Consider the following 13,488-nt stretch of genomic DNA (forward strand, 5'->3'; position numbering starts at 1 on the left):
AAGCAGGGAGCAACTCGCTGCGACCGTGGTTCAAATCTCTTCCCTCGCATCGCTGGGGTTACGCCCCGTGATGCGGAAGACGCTCTCGGAGCGCTCTTCGCTCGCAACACTCATTCAGAACATCGAACAGCCGCAGGGTTCGCTGCGGGCTCAAGATCCACTCCTGTAGAGGTCTCGTGAGGACAGCGACGAGATGGGGGATGACGATCGGACCGACCGACGAATCTCCCGTTGATTTTGGCCTTCCTAAACTTCGAAACCGACTTATTCGATTAGGTTGGCCTAAATTCTATGTCGAGGGAAGCGAGCCGAGACGAACGCTCGGTATCGAGCGGCGAGAGTGGTCGCAACGATCCGGAAGATGGACCGATAGCGGAACATTCGACGATGCTTGCGCGGACGTGGGTGATCGCGGGCAGCTACGGCGACCCCGCCGATCACGGGGTTCCGAAGTTGCCGGAGTGGGAAGTCAGCCGAAACGGTGAGCGTCTGTCGTTCGTCGCCGAGGACGGAGACGAGCCGTTCATCAGCGCCGAGAACCCGGTTCGGGCGCGACGGTGACGATGATCGAGCCTGGCTGCCGCACGGCTCGGGGTGGGCGGACGCGGTGGAGGAACGGATGGATCGAGTTTCGTCGGCCGATCGACGGCCGTCGCGGCGAGGAGGGTGTCGTTACTCCCCGCCGTCGGTCGCGACGCCGAGCAGTTCGTCTGCGACGCGGCCGGCCTCCGCGGGGTCCGGGCGCGCGCCGTCGCGGACCTCGTCACCGAGCACGGTCGCGAGGTCGGCGACATCGTCGCCGGTGCCGGCGGCGTGGACGCGTTCGAACGCCGGGCGGTAGCCGGCCGCACAGCGTCGGCCGCCGTCGGTCGTCGTCGCGTCGATGACGTACTCGATCTGTCTGACCGCCTCGCCTGGGCGCATGGATGAATGGTGTACACACTCCGACTTAAATCCGGCCTGAGTCGAATTCGAGTAAACAGTCTTCGCGGGCGCTCCAGGCCGATATCGACGGATCGAGCGATCGAGCTACTCGAGTTCGAGTAGTCGATTACGGCAGCCGACGCCGCATCGCGTCGAGGTACTCGATGGCGACCGGCGGGTCGTCGGCCGCGAGGTCGGCGACGCGATCACAGCCGTGGACGATCCGTTCCGCCCAGGCGCCGTCGGGGAGCTTATTCCGGGCGACCGTCCGGGCCGTGTCGACGGCGGCGACGGCCTCGTCTGGACGCCCCTCGCGGACGGCGTCGCGGGCCGATTTGACCAGGTGCGTCAGCGCCGACTCGACGTCTGCGGGGTGGTCGTCGGGCGCCGCTGGCGCCGGAAGGCCGGTGGGGTCGGTGGCGTCGTCCTCGTCGTCGGGCACGGACGGGGCGTTGTTGCCCCGGGGAGTAAACTCCCGCGGGAGCCGACGGGCACCCGCGGCACTCGCGGCACTCGTGGCGCGCGCGAGTGTCGGAGCCGGGCCGTCTGCGCGGACGACGGCGCCGGGCCAACGCCGCCAGGAACCGACGGCTATTCGGGGCTGGATGTCGAGCGGTGGCGCATGACAGCGCAGGAACGCGACGGCGCCGACCGGGCGGCGGTCGCCGAGGCGGCCGCGCGGGCGGGCGCGGCCGTCGCGGGCGACTGGTTCCGCGACGGCATCGACATCGAGCACAAGGACGGCAAGACGGACGTAGTGACGGAGGCCGACCGGGCGGGCCAGCGCGCCGTCATCGAACGGGTCCGCGAGGACTTCCCCGACGACGCGATCGTCGGCGAGGAGGAGGACGAACTGAAGGCGGTGCCGGAGTCGGGCGCCGCGTGGGTGATCGATCCCATCGACGGGACGAACAACTACGTCCGCGACATCCGCGCGTTCGCGACGGCCGTGGCCGCCGTCGTCGACGGTGAGCCGGTGGCGGCCGCCACCGTCCTGCCCGCGATGGACGACGTGTACGCCGCTGACGGGGAGGCGACCTCCCGGAACGGAACGCGGGTGTCGGTCAGCGATCGGGCGGACCCCGAGACTGCGGCGGCGACGCCGACCGTCTGGTGGGACTTCGACGCCCGCGACGAGTACGCCCGCGCGTGCGCCGAGATCGTCGAGCGTTTCGGCGACATGCGCCGGTTCGGCTCGGCGCAGGTGACGCTCGCGATGGTCGCGGAGGGCGCGCTCGACGCGACGATCACGAACGTCGACTGCAACCCCTGGGACACCGTCGCCGGCGTCCACATGGTCCGCGTCGCCGGCGGCACGGTGACCGACCTCGACGGCGACCATTGGAGCCACGATTCGAGCGGGCTGGTCGCCTCGAACGGCGGCGTTCACGGGGAGGCGCTCGCGGCCGCGCGGGCTGTTCGCTCGGTCGCCGAGGAGTAGGGAGTCGGTCCGACGGCGCGCGTCACGGGAACCCAAACCGCAAAGGTGCCGAGGCGGCAGAAGCCGCTATGGAGCTCGACGACACCGACCGCGAGATCCTCCGGATCTTACAGGAGGACGCGCGGACGCCGTTCAGCGAGGTCGCGCGCCGGATCGACATGTCGAGCGCGACGGTCCACGACCGCGTCTCGCGCATGGAGGAGGCTGGCGTGCTGCGAGGCTACCGCGCGGAGGTCGACCCGAAGGCGCTCGGCTACGGCGTCTCGGCGTTCGTCGGCCTGCGGGTGCAGCAGGGCCACGAGGAAGAGGCGCTGGAGACGCTTCGCGCGGTCGAGGGCGTCCGCGAGGTCCACCTGACCACCGGCGAGTACGACGTGATGATGCGCGTGTACGCCGAGTCGACCGACGACCTGCGCGATCTAATGTTCGGCCAGATCGCGACGATGGACGGCTTCGACAGGTCGCAGACGATGGTGATCCTCGGGACCGACTACGAAGAGGCCGGCGTGCCGATCTGAGCGGGTCCGGGTCGCCCGGCGCCGCCGCAGACCCACACCGACAGCACTACACGAGCCACCCGCGCCATCGATCCATGATGAAGGCGATCAAGGACAGCGTCCACGACTACATCACCCTCGACCCCGTCGCCGGGGATCTCCTCGACACGCGGACCCTCCAGCGACTTCGCCACATCAAGCAGCTCTCCACCGTTCGCCTCGTCTACCCCTCCGCCTCCCACACCCGCTTCGAGCACTCGCTGGGCGTCTACCACCTCGCCTCGCGAGCGCTGGAGTACCTCGGCGTCGACGGCGATCGCGCACGACACCTCACGGCGGCCGCGCTGCTCCACGACACCGGACACGGGCCGTACGGTCACCAGACGGAGGAAGTGATCCGGCGGCGCACAGGCGTCGACCACGACGAACTCGGCGACTTCCTCGGCGACACCGATGCCGGCGCCGTGCTCCGCGATCACGGGCTCTCGGTCGACCGCGTCGCCGCGATCGTTCGGGGGGAAGGGGAGTTGGGCCAACTGGTCTCAGGGGAACTCGATGTGGACCGGATGGACTACCTCGTGCGCGACGCCCACCACACCGGCGTTCCGTACGGCACGATCGACCACGAGCGGCTCGTTCGCGAGCTCCAGTACCAGGACGGCACGCTCGTGCTCGCGGAAGGGAACGTCCAGACCGCCGAGTCCCTGCTGCTCGCGCGGGCACTCATGGACGCGACCGTCTACCGCCACCACGTCTCGCGCGTCGCCGGCGCGATGTTAGAGCGCGCCTCCGAGCGCCTGCTCGAATCAGACGCCGGCATCGACGTGGAGCGGTTCCGCCGGATGGCAGACCACGACCTGCTGGTCGCGCTTCGCGAGCACGTTCCCGACCTCGGGGAGCGCATCGAGTACCGCAACCTCTACAAGCGGGCGATCTGGGCGGACCTGGCGGCGACGCCGGCTGACGTTGTCGACCTCGACCACGAGGGCGAGCGCGACGCCGAGCGCGAGATCGCTGCCCTCGCCGGCGTCGACGACCGCGAGGTGATCGTCGAGGTGCCCGGCCGACCGACGTTCACCGAGGCCGGCAGCCGCGTCGTCGTCGACGGGGTCCCGCAGCGGCTGGAGGACGCGTCCGAGTTGGTCTCAGGGCTGCGGGCGGCCCAGCGCGCCGGCTGGCGCATGGGCGTGTACGCGCCCGCCGAGCATACCGACGCCGTCGCCGCCGCTGCCGAGGACGTGCTCGGCGTGCGGGCCGGGTCGATCCGGGACTGACGCCGACCCCGACCAGTCGAAACTTCGGGCCAGTCCCGCTCCAGTGGCGCCGTCCGTCATCGCCCACAGTTTATGAACGATGCCGGCGAACCTCGGCGCAATGACGACGATCAAGGACTCGGTCCACGATCACATCTCCGTGGACGGTGTCGCCGAGGACCTCCTCGATACGGGGCCGGTCCAGCGGCTCCGGCGGGTCGCCCAACTCGGGACCGTGAAGCTGGTGTACCCTTCTGCGAACCACACCCGATTCGAGCACTCGCTGGGCGTCTACCACCTCGCCGACCGCGCGCTCGATTCGCTGGGCGTCGAGGGCGTCGAGGCGGAGCGCGTCCGCGCTGCCGCGCTGCTGCACGACATCGGCCACGCGCCGTTCTCGCACAACGTTGAGGAGTTGATCCACCGCCACACCGGACTGTACCACGACGACGTGACGGACCTGCTCGTCGACACCGAGGTCGGCGAGGTCCTCCTCGACCACGACCTCGACCCCGAGCGGATCGCGGGCCTCATCGCTGGCAAGGGGCAGTACGGCCAGCTTGTTTCCGGCGAACTCGACGTTGACCGGATGGACTACCTGGTGCGCGACGCCCACCACACCGGCGTCCCCTACGGCACCATCGACCACGAGCGCCTCGTCCGCGAGCTGACGTTCGCCGACGGCGACCTCGTGCTCGACGAGGGGAACGTCCAGACCGCCGAGTCGCTGTTGATGGCGCGCGCGCTGATGACCCCGACCGTGTACGCCCATCCCGTCGCGCGCATCTCGAAGGCGATGCTCCGGCGGGCGACCGAGCGGCTGCTCGCGACGCCCGACATCTCCGCCGAGCGCGTCCGTCGGATGGACGACCACGACCTGATCGCCGCACTGCGGATGACCCCGGAGACCGAGACCTTCGCCGACCGCTACGATCGGCGCGACCTGTTCAAGCGCGCCGTCTGGGCCGAGTACGACGACACGCCGGAATCGCTACGCGAGGCGGACCACGAGGCGATCCGCGAGCTCGAGGCAGATATCGCCGCACGCGCGGAGGTGTCGCCCGCGGACGTGGTGCTCGACGTGCCGGCCGAACCGTCGATGACGGAGTCGACCTCAGAGGTGCTCGTCGGCGCCGAAGTCCGACGCTTGGGCGACCACTCCCCGCTCGTGACCGCACTGCGCACCGCCCGGAAACAGCAGTGGCGCATGGGCGTGTACACCGTCGCCGACGCGACCGACCGGGTGGGAACGGCCGCCGTCGACGTGCTCGGATTGGACATCGATGGGACACTGGTGTCTGACGTGCGCCAGCGCGTCCACGCGACGCTCGACGAGTTCGGGGCGGACCCCGCGGGGGCAGGCGAATGAGCGGAGCCGAAGCCGGAGGCGACGCGGAAACCGCCACCTACGAGGGAACGATCCTCGTCGGTCGCGACTTCGAGGCCGTCGAGGGACGACTCGTCGTCGAGGACGGAACGATCGCGGCGGTCGAGGAAACGTCGGTCGCAAGCGACGACATCGTCTGCCCGGCGTTCGTCAACGCCCACACGCACCTCGGCGACTCGGTCGCGAAGGAGGCCGGCCGGGGCCTCGACCTCGACGAGCTCGTCGCGCCGCCGGACGGCCTGAAGCACCGCATTCTGCGGAGTACGGACACGGACGAGAAGGTGGCCGCGATGCGCCGCTCGCTGCAGTACATGCACGCGACGGGGACGACCGCCCACGTGGAGTTCCGCGAGGGCGGCGTCGACGGCGTCGAGGCAATCGAGGCCGCAGTCGACGAACTCGCGATCGAGTCGGTCGTGCTCGGCCGCGAGACGGTCGACGCGATGGAGCACCCGTTCGCCGCCGGCTTCGGTGCCAGCGGCGCCCGCGACGCCGACTTCGAGGCCGAGCGCAACGCCACCCGCCGGGCTGGCAAGCTGTTCGGCATCCACGCCGGCGAGCGGGACCCGCTGGACATCGACGCCGCGATGGACCTCGACCCCGACCATCTCGTCCACATGGTTCACCCCGAGGAGACCCACCTCGACCGACTCGCGGACGCCGAGTGGCCGGTCGTCGTCTGTCCGCGCTCGAACCTCGTCACCGGCGTCGGCGTGGCGCCGCTTCGGAAACTGCTCGACCGGACCACCGTCGCGCTCGGGACGGACAACGTGATGCTCAACAGCCCCTCGATGTTCCGCGAAATGGCGTTCGCGGCGAAGCTCACCGACGCCTCGGCCGTCGAGGTGCTGCGGATGGCGACCGTTAACGGGGCTGCGGTCGCCGGGCTCGACTGCGGCGTGCTGGCGGAGGGTCGCCCCGCACGCCTGCTGGTGCTCGACGGCGACACCGACAACCTCGCCGGCGTCCGCGACCCCGTCCGCGCGGTCGTGCGTCGCGCCGGCGAGGGGGACGTGAAGACGGTCGTGCCGTAGCGCCGACGCACGCAGCCTCCACCGTCGGCAGGCGCGGGCGACTCGGAGATCGCGGCGACTCGGTGAACGCAGCGACACGCCCAAACCCTGGGGCGCCGATGCGGCGAGCATGGATCTCGACGACCTGCCGTCACCGGGGGCGACGCTGCGATACGAGCGAACGTTCACCGTCGAGGAGGTGGAGGCGTTCGCCGACCTCTCGGAGGACCGCGGCGAGCACCACGAGATGCCGGACGAGGACGGCCATCTGCTCGTCCACGGACTGTTGACGGCGACGATGCCGACGAAGATCGGCGGCGACCTCGACGTGCTCGCGCGGACGATGACGTTCGACTTCCACCGACCCGTCTACACCGGCCAGCGGATCGTCTGCGAGGTCACCGTCGAGACCGTCGACCGCGACGGCGACGGTGACGGGGACCGCGCGGCCGTCGAGGCGGACGTCGTCTGTCACTGCGACGGCGACGAGGTCGTGCTCACCGGCGGATTCGAGGGCGTCGTGTTGGGCTGAGCGACCGGGCCGATACCGGTTCGAGTCGTGGGGGGCTGCCCGGTTACGCCGGCGTCACCGACGCTCGCTTTGATGACACCGGGCGCCGTGCATCGCGTATGGCCTGTCCACACCTCGAGTACCGCGAGTCGGACGGCGATCGGGCGTTCGACACCGCCCGCGCCTTCTGTACGGTCGCCGACGAGTTCGTCCAGCCGGTGCACGCCGACATCTGCAACGAGCGCTACGGACTGGACCCGGAATCCGACTGCGAGATCTTCCGCGAGCACGCGGGACTGGACTGGGACGAATGACCTACGAGGAGTACCTCGACGGCAAACCGGTCGTGATCACGGCGGCGCTCACGGGCGGCATTCAGGGGAAGGAGGCGCACCCAGACCTCCCGGAGACTCCGACAGAGATCGCCGAGGCGGCCGCGGCGGTCGAGGAGGCCGGCGCGGCGGTCGTCCACCTGCACGCCCGCCGCGACAACGGCGAGCGCGCGTTCTCCACCGAGCGATTTCAGGAAGTCACCGACGCCGTCCGCGACGCGACCGAGGACGTGATCGTCCAACACTCGACGGGCGGCACCGCCGCGCCCGACGCCCTGCGCGCGGAGCCGCTGCGGACGGATCCGGCTCCCGAGATGGCGAGCCTCGACATGGGGCCGATGAACCGGGGGCGACGGCTCACGAGCGAGAACACCCGCGACACCATCAACGGCCTGCACACCGAGATGCGCGAACGGGGGATCAAGCCGGAGCTGGAAGTGTTCAACAACGGCCATCTCAACGAGGCGTTCCGGATCTTCGACGACCTCGACGAGCCGCCGTACCTGAACCTCATCTTCGGGCCGGGGACGCTCGCGCCGCCCTCGCCCGCGAACCTCCAGCGGATGGTCGACCAGCTTCCGGCGAGCGGGGAGTTCAACGTCATCGGGTTCGGGCCGCATCAGCTCCCGCTCACGACGCAGTCGCTGATCCTCGGCGGACACGTCCGTGTCGGACTCGAGGACAACAGCTACCTTCGAAAAGGCGAGCTGGCGACCAACGAGGCGCTCGTCGCGCGGGCGGTCCGGATCGCCAACGAACTCGGTCGCCCAATCGCGTCGCCGGCACAAGCGCGCGACATGCTCGGCGTCGAGTCGCGACGCTGACTGGGAAGGGAGGGGCGAGACGTAAGGGAATGACAGATCAGATGACAAACACGACCGCGACGAACCCGACGAGGATCGACAGCGTCAACACGAGTTGGGCGACCGACGAGGCGAGCAAGCCGGCGACCGTGTAGCCGGCGGCTCGGACGGCTGCCGCCGGCTCCTTGCCGGCGTACAGTTCGGCGCCCAACACGGCGACGGCGGTGCCGACGACGATGCCGAGCGGACCGAGCACGAACAACAGCGCGAGCGATGCGACGCCCGCGAGCACCATCGTCGTCGTCTCGGCTCCCCCGGCCTTCGAGGCGAGCGCGCCGCCGAGGTGCTCGACGGCGAACGCGACCAGCCCGACGAGCGCGAACACGATGACCCAGCCGAGCCCCACCGAGGGCGCCGACGCCGGCGCGAGGAAGTAGTAGACGAGGACCCCGGCGACCGAGAGCGGCCCCGCCGGCACCAGCGGCACGACGCTCCCGGCGACGCCGGCGACGAGCAGCGCGACGGCGACGAGCGTGACGAGGTCGACCATGGATCATGACTGGCGGTCGGCGGGGATAAGTTCCCGCAAGCCCTCGACCGCCCTGCGCTGGTCGTACCGGTCGCACTACTTGTACCGGTCTCGCTCGGCGAACGCCGCTTCGTCGCCGTAGCGGTCCACCAGGGGCTGGAGCGCCCGGCCGAGGCTCCGCATGCACTCGGCGGTCGAGACGTAGCCGAGTTCGTCGGCGACGCGCTCCCACTGGCGCGCCTGCAGCACCTTCCGGACCAGCAGGCGCTCCTCGCGGGCGCCGAGATCCGCCTCGCGATCGATCAGGTGTGCGAGCGCGAGCCGTCGGAACGGCCGCGGCGCCGCGTCCGCGAGGCCGGGCCCGTACGCCGCGGCGACAGTCAGGCGCCACTCGTACTCGGAGATGTCCACGACCGCGTCGCCGCCCGCCGCGCAGGCGGACAGCGCGGCGCGGACGACGTCCGGGTCGAGATCCCGCAGCGCATCCGAGAGGACGGCACCGATACGCTCGCGGAACCAACGGGCGTGTCGACGCGCGAGCGCCCGTCCGTCGTCGCTCGTCGGATTCACCATGAGCGCCGAGTGCTCGCCGCTGGCGGCGTTTCGCGTGGTTGCGAGGTGAACCGTCCGGTAGCAGCTCTCCCGCCAGAAGTCGAGCAGTTCGGGCGTCGCGCCGAACCCGGTGCCGAGGTAGTCCACGTCGTTGTCGACCTCCTCGGCGATCTCGCCGAGCAGCTTCGAGCCGAGCCCGCGACGCCGCACGGCGTGGTGAGTCGCGATGCGCATGACCCGCAGCCCCGTCGGCGCGGCCGCCTCGGGGTCACGAAGTTGACTCGTCAGCACGTCCGGGAGCATGTTGCCCCGGACGCGCTCCCCGTCGTACATCGCCTCCCGAGTCGCCGCGTCGAGCCCCCCCTCGCGGGCGAGCAGCGCGACCGAGACGACGTGTCCGTCACGTGTCAGCGCCCGCAGCGAGAGGTTCGGCGCGTCGAGCAGGCGAGCGAGGTCGTCCGGCTCGGTTCGGTAGTGCGCGAGCACGAGCAGCCCGAACGCCTCCGAGAGCAGGTGCTCGTCCGCGAGCAGGTCGTCCGAGCCGACGGCGCGGTAGTCGACGGTCTCGGGGTTCGCGTCGGCGATCGCTGCCTCGACTGGCGGGCGGGCGTCGAGCATGAGCGCGCGAAACGCCCAGCCCTCGACCGGGTCGCCGCGGGCGTAGCGGATCGGGTCGTCCATCCGCACGTCGGTCACGCGCCGGTCCGACTCGTGGAGACGGTCGCGGAAGCGAACGGAGAACCCGCGCCCGGCGCCCTCGTAGCCGTGGACGGTCGTGACGAACGCCGCCGCCGGGGCGTCGAGCAGATCCGCGAGCAGGCGCACCGGAAGTGCGGCGGCCTCGTCAGCGATCGCGACGTCCACGTCGCCGGCGGCGTCGGCCGCCTCCGCCGGCGGGAGATAGCGGATCCGCCCTCGGCCGGTCGTGTCCTCGGACGATCCGATCTCCGACGACCCGACCTCGATCCGTCGTTCCTCGTCGACCGTCAGCGGCACGTCGACCTTCGCGAGCAGGGCGCGGGCACGCTCGAACAGCGCGCTCGCGCCGGCGAACGATGGGGCAGTGACGAGTACGTCGCGGCCGGCGGCCGCGAACGACGCCGCGGCGAGGCCGGCAGCGCTCGACTTCCCTCGTCCGCGGTCCGCCTCGACGACAACGGCCGAGCCCGGCGTGCGAAGCCGCTCCAGCGACGAGAGCGCGCGCGACTGGTCGCGAGTGAGACACGACTCGTAGGCGGCGGCGGGGAACCCGGGGCTCGTGGGCGTTGTCGGTTCCGGCTCTGGCGGCGGCGCCTCGTCGCCGGTCAGCCCGTGGCGTTCGATCTCGTCGGTGGTGTCGTCCTCCGGGGCCGCGTCGGCGTCGCCGTCGCTGCGGCTGGTGTCGCCGTCGCTGCGGCTGGTGTCGTCGTCATCGTTGTCGGGGCTGACCGCAACGATCGCGACGCCCGGGTGGGTTCGGAGCGTGTCGACGAGTCGAGTCCGGAAGCGTCCCGACACGTCGTCGAGGCCGAACGGCGGCACCGCGAGCGACTCGTCGAAGCCGTCACGGCGGTCCGGCCACTCGTCGAGCGGCGGCGCGAGCAGGACGTACAAACCGCCGCCGTCGACGGCGCCGACGGACTGGCCGACGGCGTTGGGCGAGAACTCCGCGAACGCGTCGAGGATCACGGCCTCACAGGTCGTCCCGAGCAGTCGCGAGGCGTGTTTGGGACGGTGGCGCTCGAACCGGAACCCCTCGCGCGTCGACAGCAGCGTCGTCTCGTCGTCGGCGATCCCGGCGGCTTCGATAGCGGTGAAGGCGGCGTCAAGGCAGTCGACGCGCTCGCCGTGGAGCACGAGCAGACGTCGCTGGTTCGTCCGGTTCGCCTCCGCGCGGAGGCGCGCTGCGAGGGCCGCGAGGTTCATACCCCCCGATTTCCGGCGGCCGGGATTGGGTCTTTCCGTCGGCGGCGTCGGTGCCGACACCCACGTTTAAGTTCTCATGCAATAATGTCAATCGGTAGCAATGCCCATTGATCCGAGCTTCGAGGAGAACCGCGAGCAGGTCGACGACCACGAGGGCCACGCGGTGTGGGGACCAGTCGAGGAGCCCGAGAAACTGGGCATCCACGGCACGCACGTTGCCGTCGACTTCGACATCTGTCTGGCCGACGGCGCGTGTCTGGAGGACTGTCCGGTCGACGTGTTCGAGTGGGTCGACGCCCCCGGTCACCCGGAGAGCGAACTTAAAGCCGATCCGGCCAACGAGGACCAGTGCATCGACTGTATGATCTGCGTCGACGTCTGTCCCGTGGACGCTATCGACGTGGACGCCGGCCGGGCGGGTCGCCTCTGAGCCTGAGCGCCTGTACGACCGGGATCGAGCGAGGTGTCCGGTCCGACTGACGACGACGACGGGTCCGGACGACACCGGACCACGGTGAGCGCCGCGGCTGCCTGAACCCTCCAGCGACCACCCGATCCGGGCCGTCGGCGGGAGGAAACGTTATATCCCGTACGGATGACATTATGTCGGTGAGTGGTACCAATGAACACGATTGTACTGACGAAGGGGGTTCCCGACTTCCGCGAGGGGAAGGTCTCGTTCGACGAGGACGGCCACCTGGAGCGGGGCACCACGCGACGGTGCTGGTCCGGGACGGATACCTCACCTGGGAGGAGGACCGCTTGAGCGTCGCCTACGAGGAGGCCGACGCGAGCGACCACCGGGCGAACGGGTTCCAGTACACCGTTCGCATGGCCGCCCAGCGAGACCTCGGCGGACTGGTCGGAGCGATCCGTGAGGTTGCGGGCGAGGGAGTGTACATCGAGGCGGAGACGGTCGCGGACATCATCGAGCACGACCAGGTCGTCTTGCGACACAACGAACTCCAGTCGCGGCTGTTCTTCGTCGCGACCGTCGAGGAGGAAGTCATCGGGTGGGTTCACCTCGACCTCCCGGAGGCGGAGAAGCTGAGCCACACGGCGGTCTTGACCGTCGGGCTGCTCCCGGAGTACCGGGGCAAGGGGATCGGGTCGACGCTGTTGGAGCGCGGCGAGTCGTGGGCGGCGGACAACGGCTTCGAGAAACTGTACAACAGTGTGCCCGCGACAAACGGGGACGCCGCCGAGTTCCTCGTGGCACACGGCTGGGAGCAGGAGGCCGTCCGCGAGGACCACTACAAGATCGACGGGGAGTACGTGGACGAACTGCTGATGGCCAAGGCGCTCGTCTGAATCAGGGCCACTCGGCCTCGTGCTCGGGTAACGGCTCCGCGACGACGCCGTCGCGCTGGACGAGCGTCCGCGCGTGAGCGACGCACACCTCGCGGTCTGCGGCCCACGGCACGTGGAGGCGAACCGCTGACGCGCTCTCACAGTCGTCCTCGGCGCACTCGCCCATCTCGATCCGGATCGGTCCTCCTACGGATTTACTCTACCGGCGATCGAGTTCGCCACGTTCAGGGACTCGGCCCCCGGCCTTCCAGCATGGAGCCCGTAGACCTTTCGCGCCGAATCGAGCCCGGGATGCCGGTGTATCCGGGTGATCCGGGCGTCTCCGCCGAGGCGAGCGCGACGATGGCGTCCGACGGCTACCGCGTCACGCATCTCTCGTTCACGACACACGTCGGGACGCACATCGACGCGCCGGCGCACATGGAGCCCGAGGGGGCGACGCTCGACGAGTACGAGATCGCGGCCTTCCGCTTCGACGCGCGGCTCGTCGACTTCACGGACGGAACCACCGACCGCGACCGAGATCAGGGTCGCGGGCTCGACACGCGAGAGGCCATCGAACCGAGGATGCTCCCGGACGACGCCCCGGACGCGGACATGCTCGTCTTTCGAACCGGATGGGGTGACCACTGGGGCGACGAACGCTACTTCGATCACCCATACCTCACGCCCGAGGCCGCGCGCCACGTCGCCGACCTCGACTGCGCCGTCGGACTCGACACAATCAACCCCGACCCGACGCCGACGGAGCGGGCGGAAGACGACGAGCCCGAGGGGACGCCCGCGCATCACGAACTCCTCGGGGCCGGGGCGTTCATCGTCGAGAATCTGGACCTCTCTGGGGACCTCCCCGAACGGTTCACGCTCCGCGCGTATCCGCTCCGCGTCGACGGCGACGGCGCGCCCGTGCGGGCGGTCGCCGAGTAACCGGCTCGGGGGCATCGAGCGGACATCGAGGCCGCCGCTGTCCCCCGATCGCACATGCAGGGAGGTGTCGTGGTTGGCCCTCACACGGGCGCGAAGCATTGAA

The 13,488-nt window shown here is 70.1% G+C and carries 17 protein-coding genes; 12 read left to right on the forward strand and 5 right to left on the reverse strand.

The window, feature by feature from the left end; all coding sequences use genetic code 11:
- Positions 1-387 precede the first annotated feature (387 nt).
- A complete protein-coding gene (locus BUE16_RS16985) occupies positions 388-561 on the forward strand; it encodes a hypothetical protein (RefSeq protein WP_200778425.1) in 174 nt (57 codons plus the stop codon).
- A 111-nt stretch (positions 562-672) separates the two neighbouring features.
- On the opposite strand, the gene BUE16_RS11365 is transcribed toward BUE16_RS16985, so the two are convergent.
- Positions 673-924 (reverse strand): hypothetical protein, encoded by a 252-nt coding sequence (locus BUE16_RS11365; protein ID WP_073309759.1) that lies wholly within the window; start codon positions 922-924, stop codon positions 673-675.
- Positions 925-1,051: 127 nt separating this feature from the next.
- Positions 1,052-1,366 carry a hypothetical protein gene (locus BUE16_RS11370; RefSeq protein WP_079991618.1) on the reverse strand — a complete coding sequence of 105 codons (315 nt, stop codon included), beginning with the start codon at positions 1,364-1,366 and terminating at the stop codon, positions 1,052-1,054.
- Positions 1,367-1,546: 180 nt separating this feature from the next.
- Between BUE16_RS11370 and BUE16_RS11375 the strand changes: the two genes are divergently transcribed.
- The 8 genes from BUE16_RS11375 (at position 1,547) to BUE16_RS11410 (ending at position 8,182) form a co-directional block, all read left to right on the forward strand.
- Complete coding sequence (locus BUE16_RS11375) at positions 1,547-2,365, forward strand: inositol monophosphatase family protein (protein ID WP_073309761.1); 819 nt, start codon at positions 1,547-1,549, stop codon at positions 2,363-2,365.
- A gap of 68 nt (positions 2,366-2,433) precedes the next feature.
- A complete protein-coding gene (locus BUE16_RS11380) occupies positions 2,434-2,883 on the forward strand; it encodes an Lrp/AsnC family transcriptional regulator (RefSeq protein ID WP_073309763.1) in 450 nt (149 codons plus the stop codon).
- 77 nt (positions 2,884-2,960) lie between these two features.
- On the forward strand, positions 2,961-4,136 hold the full coding sequence (locus tag BUE16_RS11385) for an HD domain-containing protein (RefSeq protein ID WP_073309765.1): 1,176 nt from the start codon (positions 2,961-2,963) through the stop codon (positions 4,134-4,136).
- A gap of 100 nt (positions 4,137-4,236) precedes the next feature.
- Positions 4,237-5,484 (forward strand): HD domain-containing protein, encoded by a 1,248-nt coding sequence (locus tag BUE16_RS11390; protein WP_073309767.1) that lies wholly within the window; start codon positions 4,237-4,239, stop codon positions 5,482-5,484.
- Positions 5,481-6,536 (forward strand): amidohydrolase family protein, encoded by a 1,056-nt coding sequence (locus BUE16_RS11395; protein WP_073309769.1) that lies wholly within the window; start codon positions 5,481-5,483, stop codon positions 6,534-6,536. The genes BUE16_RS11390 and BUE16_RS11395 overlap by 4 nt, the downstream gene beginning before the upstream one ends.
- A 109-nt stretch (positions 6,537-6,645) precedes the next feature.
- Positions 6,646-7,047 carry a hotdog domain-containing protein gene (locus tag BUE16_RS11400; RefSeq protein WP_073309771.1) on the forward strand — a complete coding sequence of 134 codons (402 nt, stop codon included), beginning with the start codon at positions 6,646-6,648 and terminating at the stop codon, positions 7,045-7,047.
- A 98-nt stretch (positions 7,048-7,145) separates the two neighbouring features.
- Entirely contained in the window at positions 7,146-7,340 is a 195-nt protein-coding gene (locus tag BUE16_RS11405) for a hypothetical protein (RefSeq protein ID WP_073309773.1), read from the forward strand.
- On the forward strand, positions 7,337-8,182 hold the full coding sequence (locus BUE16_RS11410; RefSeq protein ID WP_073309775.1) for a BKACE family enzyme: 846 nt from the start codon (positions 7,337-7,339) through the stop codon (positions 8,180-8,182). Before BUE16_RS11405 ends, BUE16_RS11410 begins: the two co-directional genes overlap by 4 nt.
- Before the next feature lie 37 nt (positions 8,183-8,219).
- Here the strand turns inward: BUE16_RS11410 and BUE16_RS11415 are convergent, their stop codons facing one another.
- Positions 8,220-8,711, reverse strand: a complete 492-nt coding sequence (locus BUE16_RS11415; protein WP_073309777.1) for a DUF456 domain-containing protein — start codon at positions 8,709-8,711, stop codon at positions 8,220-8,222.
- Positions 8,712-8,786: 75 nt separating this feature from the next.
- On the reverse strand, positions 8,787-11,147 hold the full coding sequence (gene tmcA, locus BUE16_RS11420) for a tRNA(Met) cytidine acetyltransferase TmcA (RefSeq protein WP_073309779.1): 2,361 nt from the start codon (positions 11,145-11,147) through the stop codon (positions 8,787-8,789).
- 100 nt (positions 11,148-11,247) lie between these two features.
- Here tmcA and BUE16_RS11425 point away from each other — a divergent pair, with 100 nt between their 5' ends.
- The gene (locus BUE16_RS11425) at positions 11,248-11,577 is read left to right on the forward strand and encodes a 4Fe-4S dicluster domain-containing protein (protein WP_073309781.1); all 330 of its coding nucleotides are present in this window, start codon (positions 11,248-11,250) and stop codon (positions 11,575-11,577) included.
- 173 nt (positions 11,578-11,750) lie between these two features.
- Positions 11,751-12,458 carry a GNAT family N-acetyltransferase gene (locus BUE16_RS11430; protein WP_079991619.1) on the forward strand — a complete coding sequence of 236 codons (708 nt, stop codon included), beginning with the start codon at positions 11,751-11,753 and terminating at the stop codon, positions 12,456-12,458.
- Position 12,459: 1 nt separating this feature from the next.
- Here the strand turns inward: BUE16_RS11430 and BUE16_RS16990 are convergent, their stop codons facing one another.
- A complete protein-coding gene (locus tag BUE16_RS16990) occupies positions 12,460-12,624 on the reverse strand; it encodes a hypothetical protein (protein WP_200778426.1) in 165 nt (54 codons plus the stop codon).
- 86 nt (positions 12,625-12,710) lie between these two features.
- On the opposite strand from BUE16_RS16990, the gene BUE16_RS11435 reads away from it, so the two are divergent.
- Positions 12,711-13,385, forward strand: coding sequence for a cyclase family protein (locus BUE16_RS11435; RefSeq protein ID WP_073309785.1), 675 nt, complete (start codon positions 12,711-12,713; stop codon positions 13,383-13,385).
- The last annotated feature ends 103 nt before the right edge of the window (positions 13,386-13,488 follow it).

Source organism: Halobaculum gomorrense (genome assembly GCF_900129775.1).
GTDB classification, from domain to species: domain Archaea; phylum Halobacteriota; class Halobacteria; order Halobacteriales; family Haloferacaceae; genus Halobaculum; species Halobaculum gomorrense.

What these genes read in the sequence shown, in the direction of transcription:
- BUE16_RS16985 (WP_200778425.1), top strand. Translation starts at nt 388, where the DNA reads ATGCTTGCGCGGACGTGGGTGATCGCGGGCAGCTACGGCGACCCCGCC.
- BUE16_RS11365 (WP_073309759.1), bottom strand. Translation starts at nt 924, where the DNA reads ATGCGCCCAGGCGAGGCGGTCAGACAGATCGAGTACGTCATCGACGCG.
- BUE16_RS11375 (WP_073309761.1), top strand. Translation starts at nt 1,547, where the DNA reads ATGACAGCGCAGGAACGCGACGGCGCCGACCGGGCGGCGGTCGCCGAG.
- BUE16_RS11380 (WP_073309763.1), top strand. Translation starts at nt 2,434, where the DNA reads ATGGAGCTCGACGACACCGACCGCGAGATCCTCCGGATCTTACAGGAG.
- BUE16_RS11385 (WP_073309765.1), top strand. Translation starts at nt 2,961, where the DNA reads ATGAAGGCGATCAAGGACAGCGTCCACGACTACATCACCCTCGACCCC.
- BUE16_RS11390 (WP_073309767.1), top strand. Translation starts at nt 4,237, where the DNA reads ATGACGACGATCAAGGACTCGGTCCACGATCACATCTCCGTGGACGGT.
- BUE16_RS11395 (WP_073309769.1), top strand. Translation starts at nt 5,481, where the DNA reads ATGAGCGGAGCCGAAGCCGGAGGCGACGCGGAAACCGCCACCTACGAG.
- BUE16_RS11400 (WP_073309771.1), top strand. Translation starts at nt 6,646, where the DNA reads ATGGATCTCGACGACCTGCCGTCACCGGGGGCGACGCTGCGATACGAG.
- BUE16_RS11405 (WP_073309773.1), top strand. Translation starts at nt 7,146, where the DNA reads ATGGCCTGTCCACACCTCGAGTACCGCGAGTCGGACGGCGATCGGGCG.
- BUE16_RS11410 (WP_073309775.1), top strand. Translation starts at nt 7,337, where the DNA reads ATGACCTACGAGGAGTACCTCGACGGCAAACCGGTCGTGATCACGGCG.
- BUE16_RS11415 (WP_073309777.1), bottom strand. Translation starts at nt 8,711, where the DNA reads ATGGTCGACCTCGTCACGCTCGTCGCCGTCGCGCTGCTCGTCGCCGGC.
- tmcA (WP_073309779.1), bottom strand. Translation starts at nt 11,147, where the DNA reads ATGAACCTCGCGGCCCTCGCAGCGCGCCTCCGCGCGGAGGCGAACCGG.
- BUE16_RS11425 (WP_073309781.1), top strand. Translation starts at nt 11,248, where the DNA reads ATGCCCATTGATCCGAGCTTCGAGGAGAACCGCGAGCAGGTCGACGAC.
- BUE16_RS11430 (WP_079991619.1), top strand. Translation starts at nt 11,751, where the DNA reads ATGTCGGTGAGTGGTACCAATGAACACGATTGTACTGACGAAGGGGGT.
- BUE16_RS16990 (WP_200778426.1), bottom strand. Translation starts at nt 12,624, where the DNA reads ATGGGCGAGTGCGCCGAGGACGACTGTGAGAGCGCGTCAGCGGTTCGC.
- BUE16_RS11435 (WP_073309785.1), top strand. Translation starts at nt 12,711, where the DNA reads ATGGAGCCCGTAGACCTTTCGCGCCGAATCGAGCCCGGGATGCCGGTG.